This is a genomic window from Candidatus Bathyarchaeota archaeon (genome assembly GCA_030739585.1).
Taxonomy (GTDB): domain Archaea; phylum Thermoproteota; class Bathyarchaeia; order TCS64; family TCS64.
The window spans coordinates 39609-62225 of sequence record JASLYX010000005.1 but is presented as its reverse complement, the minus strand read 5'-3'; the positions used below and the strand labels follow the sequence as shown (position 1 = coordinate 62225).

The 22617-nt window shown below is 49.4% G+C and carries 22 protein-coding genes; 11 read left to right on the top strand and 11 right to left on the bottom strand.

Annotation, left to right across the window (positions count from 1 at the left end; all coding sequences use genetic code 11):
• The first annotated feature begins 55 nt into the window (after positions 1-55).
• Entirely contained in the window at positions 56-1993 is a 1938-nt protein-coding gene (locus tag QGG23_05710) for an arginine--tRNA ligase (protein MDP6048922.1), read from the top strand.
• A gap of 69 nt (positions 1994-2062) precedes the next feature.
• Positions 2063-3019: a zinc metalloprotease HtpX gene (locus QGG23_05705; protein ID MDP6048921.1), complete on the top strand. Its 957-nt coding sequence runs from the start codon at positions 2063-2065 to the stop codon at positions 3017-3019.
• Here QGG23_05705 and QGG23_05700 read toward each other — a convergent pair.
• Positions 3009-3581, bottom strand: coding sequence for a uracil-DNA glycosylase (locus tag QGG23_05700; protein MDP6048920.1), 573 nt, complete (start codon positions 3579-3581; stop codon positions 3009-3011). The genes QGG23_05705 and QGG23_05700 overlap by 11 nt on opposite strands.
• A 543-nt stretch (positions 3582-4124) precedes the next feature.
• On the opposite strand from QGG23_05700, the gene QGG23_05695 reads away from it, so the two are divergent.
• The 4 genes from QGG23_05695 to QGG23_05680 all read left to right on the top strand — a co-directional run bounded on the left by QGG23_05695 (position 4125) and on the right by QGG23_05680 (position 9121).
• Positions 4125-4721 (top strand): ArsR family transcriptional regulator, encoded by a 597-nt coding sequence (locus QGG23_05695; GenBank protein ID MDP6048919.1) that lies wholly within the window; start codon positions 4125-4127, stop codon positions 4719-4721.
• A gap of 8 nt (positions 4722-4729) precedes the next feature.
• Positions 4730-6655, top strand: coding sequence for an ABC transporter ATP-binding protein (locus tag QGG23_05690; protein ID MDP6048918.1), 1926 nt, complete (start codon positions 4730-4732; stop codon positions 6653-6655).
• Positions 6656-8479, top strand: coding sequence for an ABC transporter ATP-binding protein (locus QGG23_05685; GenBank protein ID MDP6048917.1), 1824 nt, complete (start codon positions 6656-6658; stop codon positions 8477-8479).
• Positions 8480-8575: 96 nt separating this feature from the next.
• Entirely contained in the window at positions 8576-9121 is a 546-nt protein-coding gene (locus QGG23_05680; protein ID MDP6048916.1) for a LysR family transcriptional regulator, read from the top strand.
• On the opposite strand, the gene QGG23_05675 is transcribed toward QGG23_05680, so the two are convergent.
• Positions 9118-9459 (bottom strand): helix-turn-helix transcriptional regulator, encoded by a 342-nt coding sequence (locus QGG23_05675; GenBank protein MDP6048915.1) that lies wholly within the window; start codon positions 9457-9459, stop codon positions 9118-9120. The two genes, QGG23_05680 and QGG23_05675, sit on opposite strands and share 4 nt — an antisense overlap.
• A 122-nt stretch (positions 9460-9581) precedes the next feature.
• Between QGG23_05675 and QGG23_05670 the strand changes: the two genes are divergently transcribed.
• Both QGG23_05670 and QGG23_05665 read left to right on the top strand, forming a co-directional pair.
• Positions 9582-10526: a TFIIB-type zinc ribbon-containing protein gene (locus QGG23_05670; GenBank protein ID MDP6048914.1), complete on the top strand. Its 945-nt coding sequence runs from the start codon at positions 9582-9584 to the stop codon at positions 10524-10526.
• Between the two features lie 398 nt (positions 10527-10924).
• Complete coding sequence (locus QGG23_05665) at positions 10925-11176, top strand: hypothetical protein (GenBank protein MDP6048913.1); 252 nt, start codon at positions 10925-10927, stop codon at positions 11174-11176.
• Positions 11177-11483: 307 nt separating this feature from the next.
• Here the strand turns inward: QGG23_05665 and QGG23_05660 are convergent, their stop codons facing one another.
• Together QGG23_05660 and QGG23_05655 are read right to left on the bottom strand one after the other, a co-directional pair.
• Entirely contained in the window at positions 11484-11660 is a 177-nt protein-coding gene (locus tag QGG23_05660) for a hypothetical protein (protein MDP6048912.1), read from the bottom strand.
• A gap of 595 nt (positions 11661-12255) precedes the next feature.
• Positions 12256-12702, bottom strand: a complete 447-nt coding sequence (locus QGG23_05655; protein ID MDP6048911.1) for an Lrp/AsnC family transcriptional regulator — start codon at positions 12700-12702, stop codon at positions 12256-12258.
• A gap of 325 nt (positions 12703-13027) precedes the next feature.
• On the opposite strand from QGG23_05655, the gene QGG23_05650 reads away from it, so the two are divergent.
• The 3 genes from QGG23_05650 (at position 13028) to QGG23_05640 (ending at position 16384) form a co-directional block, all read left to right on the top strand.
• Entirely contained in the window at positions 13028-13303 is a 276-nt protein-coding gene (locus tag QGG23_05650) for a hypothetical protein (protein ID MDP6048910.1), read from the top strand.
• Between the two features lie 324 nt (positions 13304-13627).
• Complete coding sequence (locus QGG23_05645; GenBank protein MDP6048909.1) at positions 13628-15823, top strand: V-type ATPase 116kDa subunit family protein; 2196 nt, start codon at positions 13628-13630, stop codon at positions 15821-15823.
• A gap of 135 nt (positions 15824-15958) precedes the next feature.
• Positions 15959-16384, top strand: coding sequence for an ATP synthase subunit C (locus QGG23_05640; GenBank protein ID MDP6048908.1), 426 nt, complete (start codon positions 15959-15961; stop codon positions 16382-16384).
• Between the two features lie 102 nt (positions 16385-16486).
• Here QGG23_05640 and QGG23_05635 read toward each other — a convergent pair whose 3' ends face one another.
• Genes QGG23_05635 through QGG23_05605 form a run of 7 tightly spaced genes read right to left on the bottom strand, consistent with a single transcriptional unit; the run spans position 16487 to position 22597 of the window.
• Positions 16487-17527: a V-type ATPase subunit gene (locus QGG23_05635; protein ID MDP6048907.1), complete on the bottom strand. Its 1041-nt coding sequence runs from the start codon at positions 17525-17527 to the stop codon at positions 16487-16489.
• The gene (locus tag QGG23_05630) at positions 17524-18141 is read right to left on the bottom strand and encodes a V-type ATP synthase subunit D (GenBank protein ID MDP6048906.1); all 618 of its coding nucleotides are present in this window, start codon (positions 18139-18141) and stop codon (positions 17524-17526) included. The genes QGG23_05635 and QGG23_05630 overlap by 4 nt, the downstream gene beginning before the upstream one ends.
• A complete protein-coding gene (locus QGG23_05625; protein MDP6048905.1) occupies positions 18141-19538 on the bottom strand; it encodes a V-type ATP synthase subunit B in 1398 nt (465 codons plus the stop codon). Before QGG23_05625 ends, QGG23_05630 begins: the two co-directional genes overlap by 1 nt.
• On the bottom strand, positions 19538-21301 hold the full coding sequence (locus QGG23_05620; protein ID MDP6048904.1) for a V-type ATP synthase subunit A: 1764 nt from the start codon (positions 21299-21301) through the stop codon (positions 19538-19540). The genes QGG23_05625 and QGG23_05620 overlap by 1 nt, the downstream gene beginning before the upstream one ends.
• On the bottom strand, positions 21302-21946 hold the full coding sequence (locus tag QGG23_05615; protein ID MDP6048903.1) for a V-type ATP synthase subunit E: 645 nt from the start codon (positions 21944-21946) through the stop codon (positions 21302-21304).
• Positions 21943-22275 carry a hypothetical protein gene (locus QGG23_05610; protein ID MDP6048902.1) on the bottom strand — a complete coding sequence of 111 codons (333 nt, stop codon included), beginning with the start codon at positions 22273-22275 and terminating at the stop codon, positions 21943-21945. Before QGG23_05610 ends, QGG23_05615 begins: the two co-directional genes overlap by 4 nt.
• A gap of 4 nt (positions 22276-22279) precedes the next feature.
• Positions 22280-22597, bottom strand: coding sequence for a V-type ATP synthase subunit F (locus QGG23_05605; GenBank protein MDP6048901.1), 318 nt, complete (start codon positions 22595-22597; stop codon positions 22280-22282).
• Between the last annotated feature and the right edge of the window lie 20 nt (positions 22598-22617).

Sequence of the window (22617 nt, the reverse complement as noted above, 5' to 3'; positions counted from 1 at the left end):
AAACCCATTTTAAGCTCATCTCCGCTCGCCTTACTGGAATACTGAAGGGAAAACCATGGAAAATCCCCTAGCCAAGCTGAGAGAAGAGTGTCAAGGACTTATTGAAAAGGCTATAATAGAAGTGTACCCTGGGACAAAGCTCCCAAAAGCAAAGTATTCCCCTCCACCCGACCTCGAGATGGGGGAGCTATCATCACCAGTGTGCTTTCAGCTCGCTAGGACACTCAAGCTGAGCCCCCAGGAGATAGCCCAGGGTATTGTAGAGAAGATCGACGCCTCTCTTTCGGGCCTTATTGAATCAGCGGAAGCCGTCGGGGGTTACCTCAACTTCAAGGTGGATGTGGGGAGATTTGCTGGGCTCGTCCTAGGAACTATAGTTGAGGGAGATGAAGAGTATGGCTTCGTTAAAACCCAGGAACCCATTAGGGTAATGGTGGAGCATACCAGTGCTAATCCTAACGCTCCACTTCACATCGGGAACGCCCGGAACAGCATCCTTGGTGACTGCATCGCCGAGATCCTTAGGCGCCAGGGCCATGAGGTCCTTGCCCACTTTCTCGTCAACGATATGGGACGCCAAGTAGCCATGACCACGTACGGGTGGAAACTTATGGGGAAGCCAGAGCCGGAGGGGAGAGCCGAACTATGGGTGGGTACCATCTACGCCAGCGTCAATGTCATCAACGAGACGATTAGACTCAGTGGAAAAATCGATGAAGCAGAGCGGAGGGGTTTGGTACATGAGCTCGCCAAGCTCCAGAGGGAGCAAGAAGAATACCGGAAAGCCGCAGAAGAGCTCCGAAAGAGATATCCAAAAGTCTATGATACCCTTGCCGAGAAACTCCCTAAAATTAATGACACTAACGCCGAGATCGTGGCCCTTAACACTGCATATGAAAACAACGAGCCAACGACCACCAAGGACGTCAGGAAAGTGGTGGGCTACTGTCTCAAAGGCTTTGAGACTAGCCTCGGCGAGATAGGGATCGGCTTCGACTCATTCGATTTCGAGAGCGACCTCGTCTGGAAGAAAGCAGCAGACGAAGTCCTCGATGAGCTCAAGGGCACCCCTTATGCCTTCATGGATGAAGGGGCCCTCATTTTCGACTGCGACAGGATCGCCAATGACCTATGCCTCAAGGAGCGCTGGGGGCTAAACTCGGAGCACGAGATCCCCCGCCTCGTCCTGATTAGGAGTGACGGCACCACCCTCTACACCCTAAGGGACATGGCATACCACATCTGGAAGTTCAACTTGGTGGACAGAGACATCAACGTCATTGGCTCAGAGCAGAGGCTTGCACAGCTCCAGCTTAGGATTGCCCTGGCCGCAATGGGCAGGCTCAAGATGGGGGACAACCTCCGCCATTACGCCTACGAGCTTGTCAACCTCCCAGGGATCAAGATGAGCGGACGCCTCGGCAGGTACGTTGTCCTCAGCAAGATTGTGGAGAAGGCCGAGAAACTAGCCTACGAGGTTGTTGACGTCCGTTCACCCCATCTTTCGGTAGAACATAAGGAGGAGATCGCCAGAATAGTGGGGCATGGAGCCATCAAGTACACACTCCTCAGCATTGATCCCATGAAGACAGTTACATTTGACTGGGAGAAGGCCCTCAACTTCGAAACCAACAGCGCTCCCTACATCCAATACAGCCACGCCCGCGCGTGCAACATACTGAAAAAGGCAGGGGACTGGCCTAAGCCCGACTACAAGAGCCTCTACGCACGCCAGGAGAAAGAGCTAACCCTAGCTCTTGCCCGGTTCCCTGAGGTCTTCATAGACGCCGCTAACGAGCTAAAGCCCATGAATATCACTGCGTACGTCAACGATCTCTCTGATAAATTCAACAGCTTCTACGCCGCGCACCCTGTCCTCAAGGCTGAGAACCCAGGGCTTGTCGGCGCAAGGCTCATGCTGGTGGAGGCGACCCGAATCACAATCAGGAACTCTCTCCAGACTCTAGGCATAGCTCCCCCGGAGAGGATGTAACCAAGCACGTTCATTGCTCACCCTTTTGTTTATATTCAGGGATCAGCGGGTATTATTACGGGATAAAGGTTGAATCTCATAAAGCTACGCCTATCTATGCTTGGAACCCTTGCACTCATTATAGGGGTTTCTACTATCGGAATGGCTACCCTTCTCGCTTACTCAGGGGGGCTGAACGTTTATTCACTCGCCACCATGGTTATTTTGTTCAACGCGGCCCAGTGGTTATTGGCCCCCTATCTTGTCAACGCCCTCTATAGGGTGCGCAAGCTCGATCCCATTGAAAATCCCTGGCTCCACAGCACATTTGAGGATCTATCAACACGTTCCGGAATCAAGACGCCAAAGCTGATGATCTCCAAGATGCGCATCCCCAACGCCTTCGCGTACGGGTCCCCCCTCACCGGGAACCACGTTGCAATTACGGAGGGGCTTCTTACGAGCCTTGAAGGAGAGGAGGTGGAGGCTGTCCTAGCCCATGAGCTGGGCCACATTAAGCACCGAGATGTCCAGGTTACCATGCTCATTAGCGTCCTCCCAAGCCTGTTCTACATCATCTCCCGGTCCACTATGTTCGCTCGATACGGCAAGAGGGATCAAAAGAATGGCGGGGGGCTTGCCTTGGTAGGGGGACTCAGCATGCTCCTATACCTTGGGCTCATGCTATTCAACCTTAGATTCAGCAGACTCCGGGAGTATTATGCTGACCAGCACGCGGCAGGCATCGTGAGCGACGGCGCCCGGAAGCTCACTGAGGGCCTGGCCAAAATCACGACATCCACGGCCCGTCACAGGATATTTACACCTAGGACCAGAGGGTCCAGCAGCTTTAAGACCCTCTTCATCTCCGACCCCGACAGGGCCGTAAAGGACGTTGCAGAACTGAACAGTGCCAGCATCGGGAGAAGCGATGAGGAGCTCGTTGCCAACATCGCCTCCCGGAAGATAACTGGCATAGCCCGGTTCGCAGAGCTCTTTTCCACTCATCCAAATATAGTAAAGCGGATCCGGGCCCTTACAAACTGACAGGCCCTAGAAGATCACCCAATGCCTCAAAGTCGGCGTGAAGATCATTCTTTAGAGTACGATTGTATAGTATGGCCGCCGGATGATAGAGGGGAAAGACCACACCCTTCCCCCAAACAAAATCCAAAAGATGAGGCTTCCCATGCACCTCACCAATGGTAGCATTACCAAATCCAAAATGGTTGAAGACATGATACAGCGCCGAGTTCCCCATTGGAGCAATAACCTGCGGAGTAAGGATAGCTAGCTGATCGTAGAGATAGTTGGTGCAAGCCGCTACTTCGTCTAATCGGGGCCTACGGTTACCAGGTGGTCTGCACTTGACGACGTTTGTGATGTAGACCTGGGACCTAGCGAGGCCGGCGTTCTCCATGGCTTCGTCGAGAATCTTTCCCGCGGACCCTATGAAAGGCCTCCCCGATTCGTCCTCCTTTCGCCCGGGAGCCTCCCCAATCAGGACCACCGACGAACACAGACTACCCTCCCCCGGGACGACGTTTAAACGGCCCTTGTGGAGACAGCAACGCTCGCAAGTTCGGGCGGCGTCTGTGATATAACTCATTCGGGTTTCCCTTAGTAGAGTGTTCAAAGGAACCGGTGGAAAAGAGGGGCAGCGTGTTTAAATATTTACGGGCAATGAGGCTCAGAATGTTGCTTAATAGACTCGTAATATTTGATAGTTATAACAAGATAAAAAAACCGGGTCAATAGTTCCAAGTATTTTTTCAGTGAACCTGTAAAGATCATCGAGTTCGGAGCCTAAGATTCAAGAGGGATAAAACTAGAGTAAGGACAAAATCTAATGTCCTCGACTTTATACTACGTTTTACTGTGAAGCATGAGACACGTTCGATTAAAATCACTGAGAACTGGAGAGGTCAATTGAAAACCTTACGGGTTCTTGAGCTTAATGACCTTGGTCCCCTATATGAGATGAGCAGGACGGGAATGGAGTTGATGCCGAACACATGGGGTCGAAGAGAATAATGCCTTGGAATGCATCTTGATTCTCCACGCCTTCGTCTACCTTGAGTTGTACAAAAAAAGATTGATGGTTTATTGAGAGAATTTATATAGAACGGTACACGGTTCTGTAGCGAAAATATTGGTCAATGGAATTCGCGTCATCAAGGACCCCGAAATAGCTAAACTCTTCGCTGATGAGACCCGCCGCCACATACTCCATACACTAAGGCACCATGAGAGGTCCGCGACGGATCTCGCCAAGTCTCTCAAGAAGAACCACTCTAGCATCATCCACCATCTCAACCTTCTTAAAGAGGCTGGACTTGTTAAGAAGACCCGCACCGTTCAGGTGAGGAATATGGTTCAATCATACTACAAGAGCATCGGAGATAGATTCATAGTGTCATACAGCCTCAGCGAGACCCTGGCGGAAGACGACAACTATATGGTATGGCAGGAGGAGGTCCAGCAGAGGATTACTGACGGCCTGAGGTCCTTCGGATTGGAGTTCAAAGCGGAGAAACGAGAAAAGGTAGAGGAACTCATTACTCTAATCAAAGAACTAAGGAAGAGGGCTTTTGAGGAGACCGTAGATAAACAAGGAAATCCGAATGAGCTTGGGAGATTTATCTATCGCAGTCTCGTAAAGCTCGTAACCAATCTGAAGTTGGCCCAAGACCAAAATTACATTAGTGCGCTTAATGAGCTGAACTCAGTCCTGACATTCCAGGAGTGACATAAAATATGGCACGGCGTGGCAGTGGAGGAGGCGGCGGTAGAGGAGGAGGTAGGAGATCAATTGATAGAATTCCGACCAGTACAAGGACCCAAAGGGAGACACTGAAACGCCTCTTGGGTTATATCGCTGTTTCATGGATGCTCAGAGTGGTTTTTGTTCTCATAGTCATAACTACGGTCTTCGATATCCTCTCCCCTGCAATAATTGGCTCCATAATTGACATGGTGAGAGCACTCAGTACTGGAGAAATAGTTGCATTCAAAAGGGGGGTTGGCGGATTTCCTTCAAGAATATTACTCCCCATTGCTTCGTGGTATAGCGCCGCTTCCGGTTCAAATCCTTCTTTTGGAGCCCTCCTCGTATTCAGCCTATCCCTGATCGTTATTGCAATAATAACGGGCCTCTTTACGTTCCTGCAAAGGTATACCACCACGATAGTGGCCCAGGAGGCTACCTACAAAATTCGAGAAGATATGTACAACAGCCTCCTGAAGCAAAGCTTCAGCTTCTACGATCAGCAAAGGACAGGTCAGCTCATGGCGAGGGCCACCGGAGATATCAACATGATGGGACGCTTTTACCAAATGGGGGTTCGCATGGTCTTATCCTCGGTTCTCCTCCTAGTGCTTGTGCTATACGCCCTGATCTCGATCAACCCAACCCTTACCCTTTTATCTCTGAGTGTTGTCCCGTTCGTCTTCCTCTCCACCGCGTACTTTTCAAGAAATGTCCGCCCCTTATGGAATCTGTTTAGGGAACAGTACGGGGTTATTACCTCGGTCCTCCAAGAAAATTTGGCCGGGACCAGGGTAGTGAGAGGATTCAGCAGGGAAGAGTTCGAGGAGAAAAAGTTTTCCGTTGAGCTCATGGAGTACTTCGACCTTAATATGGATTTGGCCTGGTTCCGCGCGCGCTTTGGGCCCCTTGCATCGTTCATCTCTAGCCTAGGCTTCGTCCTCATTATCTGGTACGGCGGAGGGCAGGTCATATCAGGCATCATCACCGTTGGAAGCGTTGTGGCGTTCTACTTCTACCTTGCAAAACTCATGGGGCCTGTCAGGAGAATTGGATTCATGACATCCATGGTAGTCCGGGCTATCGCCGCGGGAAACAGAGTCTTCGACATCATTGATGCTGAGGTGGAGGTACATGATAGGAAGGACGCCGTCGACGTTCAAGAGATTGAAGGCTGCATAACATTCAAGGACGTTTGGTTCAGCTACGATGGAACCAATATGGTCTTAAAGAACATCAACCTAACCGTCCAACCTGGGCAGACAATAGCGATTCTTGGCGCCACAGGCTCCGGGAAGAGCAGTATTATCAATCTCATCCCCCGATTCTACAATGCCTCCAAAGGATCCATCCATCTGGACGGCGTAGACTTGCAGGACTTCAAGATCAAATCCCTGAGGAGTAACATGGGCGTCGTGCGCCAAGAGCCCTTTATCTTCTCCACCACCCTAAGAGAGAATATCGCCTATGGCGTTAAGAATGCCAGTATCATCTCGATTAGGAAGGCTGCGAAGAGGGCCAAGATCAACGACTTTATCGAGAGCCTTCCTGACGGCTATGAAACCCGGGTTGGAGAGAGAGGGGTTACATTATCTGGAGGCCAGAAGCAAAGAATCGCCATCGCTAGGGCGCTCCTGAAAAACCCTAAGATTCTCATTATGGACGACTCTACAAGCAGCGTTGATACCCATACTGAGTACGAAATCCAGCAAGCCATTGACGAACTACTGGAGGACCGGACAACCTTCATTATTACCCAGCGCCTCAGCAGCATTAGGAAGGCCGACTATATTATCGTCCTTGATGACGGAGAGATCGCTGAGGAGGGAACCCACGACGAGCTCTTAGAAATAGACGGTATCTATAGGAAGCTTTACGAGACTCAGTCCTCTGGTGCCCAAAGGAGGAGGACTTAGATGGGCTATCACCACCACCACGGGCACGGGGACGAAGATGAGAAATATAAAAGGACCGTGCCCGACCGGGTCCTATTTAGCAGGATGCTAAAATACATCACGAGGCACAAAAGGAGGCTGGTGCTACTCATCCTAGTGACGATAATATCAACTGGGATCAATCTGCTCCCTCCTTACATGTTCACTCTCGCTATAGACAAATACATCGCGGACCTTGACACAGGAGGGCTTGCACTCATAAGCATAGCGTTCGTTATCGTCTACCTCCTGATTTTTGCAGCGCAAGTCATCCAGCGATTCATAATAAACTGGCTGGGGGCAAAGCTGGGGTATGATATGAGACTGGATATCTTCCGCCACCTCCAGGAGCTCGGCCTCGATTTCTACGCGAAACGGAAGATGGGGAGTCTTGTCTCCAGGGTCATTAATGACGTAGATCGGATTACGGAGCTCGTGACCAGTGGCGTGGCCAGCGTCATCGCCGACTTTGTCACCCTGGGGGGGATAATAATAATCATGATAACGATGGACGCCCGGTTGAGCGTTATAACGTTTACCATACTTCCCCTTATGATTGGATTCCTCCTCACTTGGGGTCGTAAAGTCCGAGTAGTCTACAGGGCCACCCGAAGAACCATCGCCAGCGTCTCAGCCAAATTGGAGGAGAGCGTCAGTGGTATGAAAGAGATTCAATGCTTCAGTCGAGAAGGAGTAACAAGAATGGAGTTCCAAAAGTTGAACACAGACAACATGAAAGCCAACGTCCTAGCAGGGCAGGTGATGTCGGCGTTCTGGCCTGTGGTTGCCATCTTCACAGCCATTGGTAATTGCCTTGTCCTGTGGTTCGGGGGTAGCGCTGTGATCAATGGAGCACTCAGCGTGGGAGTATTGTTCGGATTCATGTCATACCTCAACAGGTTCTTCTGGCCAATTGAGGACCTAAGCAACTTTTGGAATAGTGTTCAGTCCGCCCTCGCCGCCGCGGAACGGGTCTTTGGGATCATGGACTCTGACATCACGGTGGCTAACGCTCCGGATGCTGTAGAAGCCAACACCATTGAGGGAAAGATCGTATATGAGAAATTGTCTTTCAGCTATGAGGAAGGTCAGCCGGTTCTCAGAGACATCGACCTGGAAATAGAGCCGAACACCACTGTTGCCCTTGTGGGACCCACGGGGGTGGGAAAGACCACGTTAATCAACCTCCTCTACAGGTTTTATGACCCAACGCAGGGCAGAGTCACCGTGGGCGGTCAGGATATCCGAGGAGTCCATATTGAGTCTCTTAGGGGTCAAATGGCTATCGTCCTCCAAGATACCTACCTCTTCTCCGGAAGCATCATGGAGAACATCAAGTACGGAAGACTCGAAGCAACAGATGAGGAGGTCATCGAGGTCACGAAGGCCGTAGGAGCCCATGAGTTTATCAAAAGACTCCCAGAGGGCTATGAAACTGAGGTCAGGGAGCGTGGTGGCCGCCTCAGCCAAGGCCAGAGGCAGCTAGTGAGCCTCGCTAGGGCTCTTTTAGCGAATCCCCGTATCCTCATTATGGACGAGGCTACAAGCAGCATCGATGCCTACACAGAGTTAATAATCCAGAGTGCCATGGACATAGTCCTCAAAAATAGGACATCCATCATAATAGCCCACAGACTCAGCACCGTTAGAAAAGCGGATAAGATCGTTGTCATCCAAGAGGGAAGGATAGCAGAGACGGGCTCCCACCAGGAACTCATCAAGAGAGGCGGACTATATAAACGGCTTTATGAGATGCAGTTTAAATTTGAGATTCCAAATGGAACCATGGAGACCGTAGAACCCTAGATATCCCACTCCAGCTCCTCCGACAATGATTATAACAGCTAACCGATATATGGGAAAACGCTATCCGCTCACAATGACACAGGTTGTTGAAGACCCATGACGACCTCCCCCAGGCATAAACTCTCATTCAAGCTCTGGCTGGAGACAGACGAGGGGATGGTGTTTGGTCCGGGACTCTACCAGCTGCTAAAGAAGGTCTCTGATTTGGGTACCCTCAAGGCCTCGGCAGAGGGGTTGGGGATGTCCTATAGATTTGCCTGGGGACTTATCAGAAAAGCCGAGGGGAGAATCGGACAGCCCCTAGTTATCTCCCACAAAGGGGGGAAGTCTGGGGGCGGAGGTTTCAAGCTAACAGAAATGGGTCAACAATTCATCGAGGAGTTCCTCCACATCGAGCTCATCCTCAACGAGCTTCTCGTTAACAGGAATACCATCGACTTGGATCACCCGTTCACACAGGTCAACGCCACTGTTAAGGAGAGGGCGGATATGGAGGGGAAAACGGTGCTTACCGTCACAATGGACCTACAAGACATCGAACTGAGCCTTCCTAAGGACATCCTACGAGATGTAAAGCCTGGAGATCCAATAATATTTGAGCTACTTGCGCTACCCAGCTCATTAGAGAAGGCCGAGAATTAATATTTCCTTGCCGGTCCAGAGCTCCTGCGGACAATATCTAGATATGGAGAGTAACGGCTCTCGATGCCCTTGCCGTCCTCAGTAAGGGCGTATAAACACCTCTTGGAGGGATCATCTAACTTTTCGTCCTCTTTGGTAAGGTATCCAAGGTCTGTGAGCTCTCTAAGGTGATGATAAACGTTTCTGACATCGCTGTTAGTTAGATAAATGTGAAAGTGGTTTTTAAGAGACTGCCAAATGGTGTAGCCATACGAATCTGCGCCATTATCGTAGTTATAGTCGATTATTGCCATGATTTTCATTTTTGTGGTGCCTGTGCTGCCCTTTGGTTTGACCATGTTATTTCCCGAAAGGTTTTTATCATAGAGAGATATATATATTTTACGTATGGGTAAATTATCCATATTATCATATTTTGGCGGAGAAAAATCACGGTTCCAAGGCTAGTTAAGGTGAAAAAATGAAAAAAAACATGAGAGGCTGTACAAAGTGTGGTAGCATGAACATAATCGCAGACCCAGAAGCCGGAGAGGAGGTCTGTGGTCAATGCGGTCTAGTATTGAACGATGAATTTATCGACCTAGGGCCTGAATGGAGGGCATTTACTAGCGCCGAAAGGGAGACTAGAACTAGGGTCGGAATGGCAAGATCATACACAATATATGACATGGGGCTCTCAACAAGCTTCAAGGGAGGCAGGGACGCCCGTGGAAACAAGCTCACAGTAGACACTAGGAACATGATGAAGAAGCTTAAGCGATACGACACACGGTCAAAGCTTGACGACACCTGGGGAAGGAACTTGAGCATCGCCATGGCAGAGCTCGACAGACTCTCAACTGTTCTCTCGATACCCAAAATGGTTAAGGAGAGTGCAGCCCTCATTTACCGTCAGGCTCTCAAGGCCGACCTGATCCGCGGCCGCTCCATAGATGCCTTTGTCGCGGCTAGTTTATACGCAGCATGTCGGCAACGCAAAGTGCCTAGACCTCTCAAGGGGATCTCCAAGGCCAGCATACGAGAGCACTCCGAGGTCTCCCGGTCCTATAGGCTACTCCATAGGCAGCTAAAGCTAAAAATGCCTATCGACGACCCTATGAAGTTTGTCTCTGGTATCGCCTCAAAACTCAACCTGAAGCCGGACACCGAGAGGTTTGCAGTGGATATATTGATGCGGGCCAAAGAGAGAAGGGGCCTGTCAGGAAAGGACCCGAGAGGGATCGCTGCCGCAGCTTTATACATGGCCTGCATCGAAATGGATGACAAAAAGATTCAGAAGGAGGTCGCCTCCGCAGCAGGGACCACAGAAGTCACCCTCAGGAACAGGCTCAAGGGCTTGGAGGTTACGCTGCGGGATCGGGTAGAGATCAACGAGGAACTGACGGTGACTCCACCTGCCCCCTAAGCTAGACTATAATTCACCATTTTCATTTGATTCACGCGCGGAACAACTAGCAGAAGCTGAGTTAAGGAAGATAAAGTTGAAAAACAGCACGTGACATGAATAGGGCTAATTGTTCAACATATATGTCTACACATGACAGTTGAAGACTTGACTCTATCAGACTCAAGTTAGCCAACACGCGCGTTGCGGGAAGGTAATTACAAGAAGGGGGTATTATCTTTGCTGTCAGAAATCATAGAAGAAAAGATTCTAGATGCCTTTAACTGAACCATAATAAAAGCCATAGCTTTTTACATTCAGAATCCATTTGGCACGTGGCCAAGGTCTAATCCCCTCTGTCATGCACCAATTTTTTTATTCGGGTAACTCTTTCTATGGTCTCTGGAGAACCCTCAAAGATGAGCACTCAATCTAGCTTCTACGAGACCTATAAGAAGAACAAAATCGTCTTCCTATCAGTGCTCCTGCTACCCATGGCAGGGATGATAGCGGTTATCCCCATTGTCTTGTTAAGAGCTCCCAAGAACAAGCTCCTTGTAGTAGCATTAACGTTTTTCCTGATCATTCAATACGCAGTCACTATTTTCTTCCTTATCAAGAAGATCGAGCACCTACACGATAAGCCCCCAGTCGTTCAATCCGAACCTTAATAGACCTAAATCCTAAGAAACAGCTCAGTGTTGGAAGCGAGATAGAAAATGAATAGGGTTATCAGTTACGCCTTGGCCAGAGTTATCCCGGCCAAGGACAAAGTCATATTCATCAAACTGACCGCATTTTCTGAGGTGAAGAGTATCGGTCTGGTCTAAGGCGTAAACTCTTGAGTATAACATTCAAGGCGACAATGTCAAGAAAAGGGATTACTGCATCTTCCAGAAAATAAGAAAGACTAAGGAGATAGGTCCCCCCCCGACGACTCATAAGATAGATACAAAAGGGTAGTTCAAATAAACAGCATTATCGCTTTTTGATAAGTTCATTTATTGATAACTGATATTGATTGTAATCATCTCTGCGACAGCGTAAGCACAGGTATCGTTTCAGGGCTGACCTCCGAATGATGCCCCGTTCATTGATCCTGACCTCGTTGGGCTCAAGTTTTTTACCGCAGACAGCGCAGTTGGGCTTGGACATCCCTTGTAACTTTAGGTCTCGGTATAAATACGGTTCGTTAGGCTGCAATATTCATCAAACAGTTAGTGATTGAAGTGGGAAAAATTTACTGTTTTTGACTATAAGACCGCACGCACGAAAATTCATAGAGGAGCTTATTCATCAAGAACATGGAAGAGGTTGATAGCAAGTCCCTGACTTTCTTCATGGATCTGGGAAGGTATTACTAATTATACAAGCTGTACAGGGGAAGATCAGCAGAGTCAAAATAATGGAGAGGTAATGCTCCTAGAAATCCTTGCGCTCCTTATCAAGCACAAGTCATAACGAGCGGGGGCGCCTTCACAGCACTAAAAGGAAGGAACTGAAACCTGAGTTCAGGGAATTAGATCTAATAAAGCTCGGCTAATTGGATGTTCATCATTTAGGGACTTTGACCCTAAGCTGGAGGATCTTGACTAAATCAGGTAATGCCTGGAAAGTTTAGAAATGAGCAGTTCCAACCAAGTAAATTAGGGGATGTTTACAGATCACTTTAAAGGCAAGAATTGGGGGGCATAAAGCCAATTTGGAGGGTTTTGCAATACAAATCTCTAGAGAAAAAGGGGGCCTAGCATTAAATACAGGTCCAGGGACATCGTTTGTAGGGACCGATTACGATGGTGACTACGGTCCCAAGGATTCCATCGTAGACTAGCTCACGCTCTAGGAAGGCGTTCAAGTCCTCCATCTTCTCGAGGATTACCTCAAGGAGGAGGTCTACGTCACCACTGGTTCTGTAGAGAACATGAACATCCGAGTTTTTCTTAAGGACCTCCACGACGTCTTGGAGCTTCGATGGTTGTACCTTCAGCCCGATGAAGGCTTTGATGGTTCTTCCAAGCTTATAATAGTCAAGAACTGTCGTGAACCGGGATATTATGCCTGTCTCCTTGAGCTTATCGATGCGATTTTTTACCGTCGCCTCGCTTACTCCGGCCTCCCCCGCGATGGTCTTGTATGTGGACCTGGCATCTTCCGTTAGACTTTGGATTATCTTCATGTCTATAACATCGAGGGACATTTCACACGATATACCAGGTTAACAATACTTTAAAGGGGTAGTGATATTATTCAATTTTTTCTATAGATATTATAAAAATAGCTTATGAGAAGTATAATCATGTTGATGAATTCCCCATATAACTCAAAATTGATATATAAATGTTAATTTAGGTCATAAAATATGATAAATATTTTAAATAGAGTTAATAGGTTAGTATGATATCTGAGAAATCCACAATTATTTTAAATATTTGTTTTGAATCATCAGGGAAAAAAGGGTTTTCATATGATCGGAACAAGGAATTCAATAAATAATTCAGTTGAAAATAGGATATAGAAATAATATGGAGCCCAAGTTTGAAAAAATACCCTCATCGCTACATGGGGACCTCTCGGAAAAACTTATTGAGATAGTGCTGAACACTAAGGAGAAGAACGCGATTCCGACGGAGTTGGCAAAAAAGATAATTTACCTCTGGAGACAGGACCAGTTGGCCACGAAGAGTGGCATTGAGACCCTTATTGAGGGAGCAATAAAGGTCGACGCACCTATGACGTTACAGCTTCTCGACGAATTAGGGCTGCAGGAAATCTCCGTTGCATTAAAGGAGTCTAAATAAGGATATACTTTTCTCCCATAACTTTCGCGCGTGCAATGGCTAGTGCCCTCATAGCTATCCTGAAGAAGCTAGAGCTTGACGGCAATAAGAAAGAAGGATACAGGAGAACAGGATTAAGAGGAACTGTAAAACTGTTACAGGAAATTCATTAGAATGGGGTTGAGAGAGACACAATCACGGCGGTCTCCATCTAGTCACCTACCTTCTTCTGCACAGTTTTTCCGAAGGGGAGTTAAAAGACCAAGTTGTTGAGAGCCTCATGCATTTGTGTGCAGCTAGGAAACCTTTTTATCAAAAACGGTGTTCTATAGGTGAACCGCCTTGATGAAGAAAGTTACTATCATTACTCCCCCTGAATACGAGAGCCTAGTACTAGAGTCAATGGGTAAAGCTCGCGTCACTCAGCTGAAAAAGGCGACTGGACCAGGATTTGAGGATCTCTACGACGAGGACCAACAAGTCGATTATAGGGAACTCTACGACAAAGTTCATGTCAGCTACCAAAAGCTCCTAGATTTGAGTAAGGGAGAATTAGAAAGCGTTCTACCTAGCAACGAAGACTTGAGGAGATTCCACGCCAATCCTGAGGAGGAGATAAACAGTGTCCTTGGGGAATTGGAAGGCCTGATACAGCAACTCGATGATATCAGAGAGTTACGACAGCAGCAGCGCGAGGAGATCATTGCTGAGCTACAGTCCTCAATAGCGGAGGAGACCATAAAGTTCGAGGAAGCAAAGGAGAGCGCATATGCTTTAACCAGAAAGATCAACGGCGCGAGAGGAAAGCTCGAGTCAGTGAGAGCCTTAGAACCGGAAGAGTTCAAGAGTTGCTTCGCGGTAGGCCTCACTAAAAACAAACTCATCCCGAAGCTAAAGGAGTATCTCAAAAGATACCCTAAAATTTTCTTCAAGGAAGTGGATGCAGGCCCCAACAAGAGTTTCCTGTTTATATTCGGCCCCGAGGAGGGGCGGAAGTGGGTCGAAGCACTGTTCCTGGTTTTTGAGGTGGAGGATGTATTTGACATCCTCGACAATAGAGATGTGCTCCTTGTGCTGGATCCGAAAAAACGGAATGAGGTCCTCAAAAAATACGAGGAAGCACTAAAGAAAACCCAGGAAGAGAAATACGGCCATAATATTAAGACTGAAGAGGACAAAATAAAAGTCGCAGAAGACGCTCACAACTCCAAGGTTGAAGAGCTTAAGGGGAAATATGCAGTAATCTTGGAGGATTATGAAAAAGAGACTGCAGTCAAAATCGCAAAGATTCAAGGCGAGCAGTCCATTGGGATTGGCAGGATCTCATATATCGACAAGATCCTGAAGATCCTCTCCCATAAGAAACCTCCCGTTCTCCGGACCAAAGTGATCAGTGTTATTCAAGGTTGGGTGCCAGACTATAAAGTGACCGAGCTCGAGCAGGCCATCGAGGATGTCGAGGCGAGCGTGGGGGAGAAAATGTATATCACCTTAGATTCACCCAGCTCAGATGATCAAAATATCCCTAATCCGGAGCCAAATATGCCCGCGATCCTAAAGCCCGCTTGGATCCTCACATATCTTAGAGGATGGCCCTCAGCGAGTGAAGTGAACCCAGCCTACATAAGTATAGTAGTCTTTGCGTTCCAGTTTGGTCTCATGTATGGAGACATCGGCCAGGGTCTCTTGTTCTTGTTGATAGGCGTATATCTTTGGCGGAAAAATAAGGAGGTTGGAGGGGGGATGATGTATAGGTTAGGAGGTATCATGATGCCAATGGGTTTATCGGCAATTATTTTTGGATTTATGTTTGACTCGTTCTTCCTGATCGAACATGGAATCACTCACTGGCTCCACGCTAGCCACATCGTGTTACCGTTTCATTATCCTATCATGCCAAACCCGGTGCACGAAACCACGACTCTGATGCTCCTTGTATTCAAGATTGCCACAATTGAGGTTATTTTTGGCCTAATTCTAGGTGCTTACAATGAGATCAAGAAGGGAAATCCGATTGGGGCTCTTGGAGAGCATGGACTAGGGATGATACTCTATATAATTGGCCTGTATATGACAGCGATGCACTTTATCAGTATTGGCATGAACTTCATGGCGGCAATGGGAAGCCCCTGGTTCATCCTGGCGCTGGTCGGATTGTTACTCAGCTTCATAGAGCCTGTGATTCACTCTGTGTACCACGGGCACGGGGTGGGGGTTGACGCTATAGGCTTGGGGGTCGGAGGACTCTTATTGACTTTCGTCGAGGGACTAGCTAACCTCTTCAGCTTCCTCAGGATTGCGGCGTTCGCTCTCGCTCACGCAAGCCTAGCCATCGCCGCAGTGGCCCTATCTAACTCCCTTGGGATTGCGGGAATCGGCCTAGTCATTATGAACGTCGTCGCACTGAGCTTTGAGTTCGTCTCAAGCGCAGTACAGTCACTGAGGCTGCTCTATTACGAGTTTATGGGAAAGTTCTTCCAAGGTGGAGGAGTACGCTTTAAGCCCTACGCGATGAGTTTCGCAAAAAAGTCTAATAACTAAAACTTTTTCTTTTCTTTCTGTGTGAAAAAAGTTATATGCATAAGCAGTAATTGATAGGAGAACGAGGTGGAAAAATGCACTTGATGTTCATGAGAACCTTAAAGACGCAACGAAATGCGGGGAGACGATTATAGCGTGTCCCTATTACCACCTGTGATCGCGATCGGAGTAACGATGCTGGCGGGCGCATGGTGTTTTACGCAGGGAGGAATCATTGGAGCCTCAGCAGAGGTTGAGGGAAAAGGCACCGTTTGGGGAACTGCCCTAAGTGCCTTTGGAGCATTCCTGATGGTCGTAGATCTTCTCTTCGTTTTAGTGATAACCTTTGGAGGTGAAGGTGGCATGATTCCTGAATCGGCTTGGCCTCTCCTGACAGGAGCGATGACAATGATTGGCGCTAGCTTTGCTGCAGCACTAGCTATAATGGTGGCTGCAAAGGCAGGCGCGGCGATGATCACCGAGAGACCTGAGCTCTCGATCTGGTCACTGCTTTTCATCGCCCTTGGAGAGGGTTTGGCCATTTACGGATTGATCGTGGCTATCCTGCTAAGCAGCGGATAGGCGCGACGATTTCACCCTTTTTTTCTTTTTTATTTTTTTTAACCAGTTAGTATATTGAATTATTTCTATTATAGAAAAAAATAGAGGGATTATCCCCTTGATTCATCGCCCAGAAACCGAGAGATATTTAGTCATTTCGTCAGCAGTGATCCCCTGAGTTATTCCCCAAGCTATCCCGACGAGGTCGTCTTTTTCGAGCTCACTGAAGATCAGGTACGCCATAATCACATTGAATCCGAAGTTCTTCGCGGCTCGGCGATTACTAACGATCTCGTAGATGTACCTCCGGACCCTAGCCCTGATCAATGCGACGTCACCCGTGTATATTGGGGAGAGTATCTTGGTATAGGGATCTCCGAGGTCATCAATGGCCTCATTGAGATCCTCTGCATGGATTAGGGCCTTGATCTTTTTGAGGTCAATGTCAAAAGTGATAGGAAAGAGTTCCTCGATCTTTTTGGCCTCTAAGTCATCCTTCCTGTGCCTCCTGTGCTTAATCGCATTTAGGAGGTTCTCGATGTTGACCTCGAACGTCAATATACTCCTAACTAGGGATCTATCGGTCCTAGAAAGAGAATCCAGAGACTCAAGCACGGTGATGGCGTATAGCTGATTGAGCGCTTGCTCCATGGGCCAAATGGCATCGTACCGTCGGGCGACCTCCAAGCTCGCCTCGATTCCAGCGTAGGGTGTCCCCTGGAGCATCTTCACGGTCTCCTCGATGCTATCTGCCTCCACCAGCCCCTCATAATCTGGGGTTTGGTAGGGCTCCATGGGAACGAGATAACTTTTGATGGTCTCCATAGGGAGTTCACTGAACTTGCCCCTGAGGATCCTCTTGAGGTTGAGGGTCTCAAACCTCAAATAGTAGTAGGCTTGGAGGAACGCCCCCATCTTTTTTGGAGTGATATCCACGATTTTAGTCATCCTCTCGATGAACCTGAGATAGAACTCCTTTTCCAGGGCGATGGAGGGATCGCCCCTCTCCCCGACTATTATGGTGCCGTAGATAGTCCCCGAGAGTTTCTCGATAAAGTCCACGATAGACCCTTGCTCTGCGAGCTTGCCCATCTCCTCTGGGGCCAAAAGGTCAGCTATGAGAGCGTGGCTCCTAATCACTACATAGTGGAGGCCCATTTTCATCGACGTTTCGCTAACGCACCTCCAATGAGCTTCATCCTAACGAGCTCCTCCAAAGCCTCCTCGTCGAGCTTGTCTTCGATGAACTTAATGATTGCCTTATATCTCGGTATGATGGTGTTCTCCAATGCGTTCACCTTCCTGTTGGTCTTTCCCAGCTCGTCCGCGATCCTCTCGGCCCTCGCCTCGAATTCTGCGATCTGGATGATGTCCTTGAGAATACCCATTACCTTCTCTGCTGCCTCATTCAACGTGATGTCTAGCTCCCCAGCGATCTGGGGGTCTTTGTCTACCTTGATGAATGGGTACCTTACACCCATAGTAGCTCTAGGGAGAACCTCTATTTCAAGGCCGCTCTTGAGAGAACTCGCCTGACTCGTCACCTCAGTTGGACCTAAGCTGATATAGGCCGCAGTAACACCCCTGTAGGCTACCTGGAGCTCCTCTAGGAGTTTGTTCCTCCGCCCCTTTAGAACGTCAATGGAGGATGTGAGTTCTTTCGCAAGGTGATCCCTCTTCAGTTTCAGGAACTCAGTGCCCTTTTCGATGAATCCGATCCTCCGTTTCATCTCCATGAGGAAGCCCTTAGTGGGCCGTATTCCAGTGGTGGCGGACACTATTTTTCACTCTTGTGAGCCGGGTGGTACTTTGTGATATAATTCTCCCTGATGCGTATTAGGTCCTCCTCGGGGAGAATTGAGAGTAAGTCCCAGGCTACTCCCAGGGTCTGCTCGATGCTCCTATTCTCGTATGGACCTTGATTCACGAATTCTTGCTCGAAACGGTCAGCGAATCTTAGCCACGTCCTTTCCCTGTCGCTTAGACCCACCTCTCCGACGATTCGGACTAAACCGCGGGCTCTTGTACCCTCAGCGTAAGCCATGTAGAGCTGGTTGGAAACGTCCTGGTGATCCTCTCGAGTGGTCTCCTCACCGATGCCATCTTTCATGAGTCTGCTGAGACTCGGGAGAGGATTCATTGGGGGGTAGATTCCTCTGAGGCTAAGTTCCCGCTCCAAAATAAGCTGCCCCTCAGTGATATAGCCTGTAAGGTCCGGGACTGGATGAGTCTTATCCCCTGCAGGCATTGAAAGTATAGGCATCAGGGTTACAGAGCCTGGTCTACCCTGTATCCTGCCCGCCCTTTCGTAGATAGTAGCGAGGTCGCTGTAGAGGTAGCCTGGATAACCTTTACGAGTAGGAACCTCCTCCCTCGCGATGCTGATCGTTCGGAGTGCCTCCGCGTAGTTGGTCATGTCGGTTAGGATGACGAGGACGTGCATCCCCAAGTCGAATGCGAGGTATTCTGCGATAGTCTGGGCGATACGGGGGGTGACGATACGTTCGATTGGTGGGTCATCCGCGAGGTTGAGAACGAGAACGGACTTGCTCAGAGCCCCGGTTTTCTCGAACTCCGCTCTGAAATAGTCTGCTTCCTCATTTTTTATTCCCATGGCCCCAAAGACAATGGCGAAGTCAGTCTCTTGGCCGGGGATAGTAGCCTGCCGTGCGATCTGGGCGGCCATCACGTTGTGAGGCAGACCTGACTCGCTGAAGATGGGAAGCTTCTGGCCACGGACGAGGCTGTTCATACCGTCGATGGCGCTGATCCCGGTCTGGATGAACTCGCTAGGGACATCTCTGGCTGCAGGGTTGATGGTCCCGCCATTTACATCTCTCCGGTCTGTGCTCAGTGGGACAGGTATGCCGTCTAGGGGCTGGAAGCTGCCGCTGAAGACCCTGCCGATGAGCTCCTCACTCATTGGAATCTTTAGAGTCTCCCCGGTGAACCTTATCTGGACGTTTAGGTCCATCCCGCTGGTGTCCCCAAAACACTGAACCATTGCCCAGTCCCTGCTAACGTCCAAAACAGAACCAGTCACTATTTCTCCAGTGGGTCTCCTGATGTTCACAATCTCATCAAAAGCGACTCCTTTGACCCCCTCCACCATAAGAATCGGGCCCTTGATTTCACTGGTGGTCTTGTAAATCATCCCTGATTGTTCGGTTTCCATTACAGTTTCACCTCATACCGCTCCGCGAGGGCGTCCCTCTGCCTGAGGATCGCCTTACTCGCTTGCTCTATGGGCTCGACTCCGGCCCTCTCCTTGAGGCGCATTAGTTCGGTGACGATGTCCATTTCCCTCACCTGTTCAATGGGTACACCCGACTTCACGAGGGGGTCCACCTTAGTGTAGAACTCAATGAACACTTTGAGTAGGGCAGTCTGCTTCTCAGCCTCGCAATAGGTGTCGACATCGTGAAATGCGCTTTGAACAAGGAAGCCCTCCCTGAGCATCTCCGCCAGTAGTAGCACGAGCCTCTGCTCGTCCGGGAGAGCCTTTTCCCCAATTATCCTGGCGGTCTCTTCGATCTCCGAGGCCTCCTCTAATAGCCTTAGTGCCTGAGTCCTTGATTCTTCCCACCCAGGATCAAGGCTAGCCCACCATCGAGCAGCAACTTCCAAGTAACGCGTAAAACTCCTTAGCCAGTTGATAGCCGGGAAGTGGCGCCTGTAAGCTAGGTCTGTATCCAAAGCCCAGAAGGTACCAATGAACCTAAGGGTATGGGTGGTCACGGGTTCACTAAAGTCTCCGCCGGGGGGAGATACGGCCCCTATAAGCGTGAGACTGCCTAACTTTCTGCCGTCCCCCATAACGACGCCCCTGCCTGTTCTCTCATAAATCTGGGCGATCCGGTCCGAGAGGTAGGCGGGGAAACCTGCCTCAGCAGGGATCTCCTCGAGACGCCCTGAGATATCCCTGAGAGCTTCAGCCCATCGTGACGTAGAGTCAGCCATAATAGCGACGTCATAACCCATGTCCCTGTAGAACTCTCCGATGGTAACTCCCATATAGATGCTGGCCTCTCTTGCGGAGACGGGCATATTAGAGACGTTCGCGATGATGACCGTCCTCTCGATGAGCTTGCTTCCGCTTCGGGGATCCTCGAGTTCGGGGAAGTGGGCAACTACGTCGGCCATCTCGTTTCCCCTCTCCCCGCACCCGATATAGATTATGATATCAGCGTCAGACCACTTGGCAACCTGTTGAAGGGTAACCGTCTTGCCTGTCCCGAAGCCACCGGGGATTGCAGCTGCACCGCCTTTCGCCACGGGGAAAAAGGTGTCGATGACCCTTTGACCAGTCATAAGGGGCATCTCCAGAGGGAGACGTTCTTTGATGGGTCTAGGGATCCGCACTGGCCAGGTCTGCATCATTTTGATTGGCACGATGCCTGAGCTGGTTGCAATCTCTCCAATGACGTCGGTAACGGTGAACTCCCCCGACATGATTGATTTGATGGTGCCTGACTGTTTAAGGGGTACTAGCACCCTGTGCTCAAAGGACACCGTCTCCTGGACAACCCCAAGGACATTACCCCCCTCTACCTTGTCACCGGGTTTGACCTTAGCCTCAAATCTCCATTTTGCCTCCCTATTGAGGGGCGAGATATTAGTCCCTCTGGAGACAAAGGGCCCCGTAAGTTCCCAAAGCTCCGTCTCTGACCTCTCCACGCCGTCCACGATCCGGCCCATAAGGCCAGGACCGAGTTCAGCGACAAGGGGGACTCCGAGGTCTGCAACCGGCTCCCCGGGTCTGAGACCGCTAGTTGCCTCGAAGCACTGTATATAAGCGGTCTCCCCGCTGAGCCTAACTATCTCTCCCATAAGTCTGAGGTCCCCGACCTCGGTAAGGTCGCCGATCTTTGGCTCCTCGTCGAAATGGGCAACGATGAGGGATCCATTAATTCTCTCGATTGTTCCAATAATTGACATTTACAGCACTCCTAGATTTTCGGCGATCTCGGACTCGAGCCTCGCCCTAACGTTTGCAAGCCTGCCCTCAAAGGTGTTATGGTAGGTCTTATTACCGTCGCTATTCCTAACAACAACACCCCCAACGACGTTGAGGGGATCCGAGTCAACGCTGATTCTAATCTCACCTATCGATTTCTTTAAAGCCATATGGATATTACCTAAGTTTTTTTCAAGATACTCAAGGTCAGCCTTGTTCGCTGAAATAATGAATTCCTCGCCGCCAATTGCGGTGGCAGCCTCTGTGATTAGCGAGATGAGGACCCGACCTTTGTCAACAGTGGCCTCGCCTCCCATTGCCACACCTTGGAGCCTCTCTAGAACTTTATCGAAGATTCCAACTAGAATGGACTGGCGGGTTAGCAGGATGACCTTCCTGCCCTCAAGTTGGGCTGCCCCAATTATCCTGTCTCTCGTGGCGTTGAGATCAGAGCCGATCATACTGAGGATCTCCGCCTCAGAGTTAGCGAGAATACGGGCCACCTCCTCTACGCCCGACCTTTTAATCGTTCTAACTTTGTTTTCTGCATCCTCTAGGAGTTTGTTCCTTTGCTCGATAACTCTTTCGATGAGATTGGCCTCGAGATCCATGGTGGATTTGCTCATTGGCGGAGCACCTCTTTCATCACCGTCTCTATAGCCTCTCTTACTTTATCTTCCGGAACGTCCTTGAGAGCCTCAGCTTGGACTTGGTAATCCTTAAGGATCTTCTTAGCTTCCTTTTTCGCCTTCTTTTCCTCATCCTTAAGGAGCTCCTCGATCCCGGTGCCCCTCTGAGCCATGGCCCTCTTCCTAGAGGCCTCGTTATTAGCAGCAGTAATCTTCTCGTTGGTGGTGCTCTGTGCCTCTGTAATCATGGCCTTGGCCTCGACTTCAGCATTGACTAAGAGTTTCTGGAGGCGCTCTCCTATTGATAATACACTTTCCGTACCCATTTCATCACAGCTCTAAACGTGTTCCAATAGCAAGGGAAACAACTTCCTGGAGCTCCTCCATTCTCATCCCAGTCTCCATCGTGAAGTCAGGGATGAGGGCGAAGACAGGCGTAATCTCCCCCTTACTCATAACAGCCTCCCGGACGGGTCGTGTCTGTATTGCAAAGCGCTCAGGGATTACTATGAATTGAAATTGACCCTCGTTGACGAGACGATCCAAAGTCTGCGCTACAGCATCCCCGGAGCTGCTCTCAAAACCCGCAGCCCCAATCAACTCGAAGGTGGTGATAAAGGAGGGGGGTCCTATTACGGCAACACTCATGTCTTAGATGCTCAGGGGCT

Excerpts from the sequence above, each read along its gene's own strand:
- QGG23_05670 (MDP6048914.1), top strand. The coding sequence starts at position 9,582 with ATGAAAAAAAACATGAGAGGCTGTACAAAGTGTGGTAGCATGAACATA.
- QGG23_05625 (MDP6048905.1), bottom strand. The coding sequence starts at position 19,538 with ATGGAAACCGAACAATCAGGGATGATTTACAAGACCACCAGTGAAATC.
- QGG23_05665 (MDP6048913.1), top strand. The coding sequence starts at position 10,925 with ATGAGCACTCAATCTAGCTTCTACGAGACCTATAAGAAGAACAAAATC.
- QGG23_05710 (MDP6048922.1), top strand. The coding sequence starts at position 56 with ATGGAAAATCCCCTAGCCAAGCTGAGAGAAGAGTGTCAAGGACTTATT.
- QGG23_05615 (MDP6048903.1), bottom strand. The coding sequence starts at position 21,946 with ATGAGCAAATCCACCATGGATCTCGAGGCCAATCTCATCGAAAGAGTT.
- QGG23_05700 (MDP6048920.1), bottom strand. The coding sequence starts at position 3,581 with ATGAGTTATATCACAGACGCCGCCCGAACTTGCGAGCGTTGCTGTCTC.
- QGG23_05605 (MDP6048901.1), bottom strand. The coding sequence starts at position 22,597 with ATGAGTGTTGCCGTAATAGGACCCCCCTCCTTTATCACCACCTTCGAG.
- QGG23_05610 (MDP6048902.1), bottom strand. The coding sequence starts at position 22,275 with ATGGGTACGGAAAGTGTATTATCAATAGGAGAGCGCCTCCAGAAACTC.
- QGG23_05680 (MDP6048916.1), top strand. The coding sequence starts at position 8,576 with ATGACGACCTCCCCCAGGCATAAACTCTCATTCAAGCTCTGGCTGGAG.
- QGG23_05660 (MDP6048912.1), bottom strand. The coding sequence starts at position 11,660 with ATGTCCAAGCCCAACTGCGCTGTCTGCGGTAAAAAACTTGAGCCCAAC.
- QGG23_05675 (MDP6048915.1), bottom strand. The coding sequence starts at position 9,459 with ATGGTCAAACCAAAGGGCAGCACAGGCACCACAAAAATGAAAATCATG.
- QGG23_05650 (MDP6048910.1), top strand. The coding sequence starts at position 13,028 with ATGGAGCCCAAGTTTGAAAAAATACCCTCATCGCTACATGGGGACCTC.
- QGG23_05635 (MDP6048907.1), bottom strand. The coding sequence starts at position 17,527 with ATGAAAATGGGCCTCCACTATGTAGTGATTAGGAGCCACGCTCTCATA.
- QGG23_05620 (MDP6048904.1), bottom strand. The coding sequence starts at position 21,301 with ATGTCAATTATTGGAACAATCGAGAGAATTAATGGATCCCTCATCGTT.
- QGG23_05690 (MDP6048918.1), top strand. The coding sequence starts at position 4,730 with ATGGCACGGCGTGGCAGTGGAGGAGGCGGCGGTAGAGGAGGAGGTAGG.
- QGG23_05655 (MDP6048911.1), bottom strand. The coding sequence starts at position 12,702 with ATGTCCCTCGATGTTATAGACATGAAGATAATCCAAAGTCTAACGGAA.
- QGG23_05685 (MDP6048917.1), top strand. The coding sequence starts at position 6,656 with ATGGGCTATCACCACCACCACGGGCACGGGGACGAAGATGAGAAATAT.
- QGG23_05645 (MDP6048909.1), top strand. The coding sequence starts at position 13,628 with ATGAAGAAAGTTACTATCATTACTCCCCCTGAATACGAGAGCCTAGTA.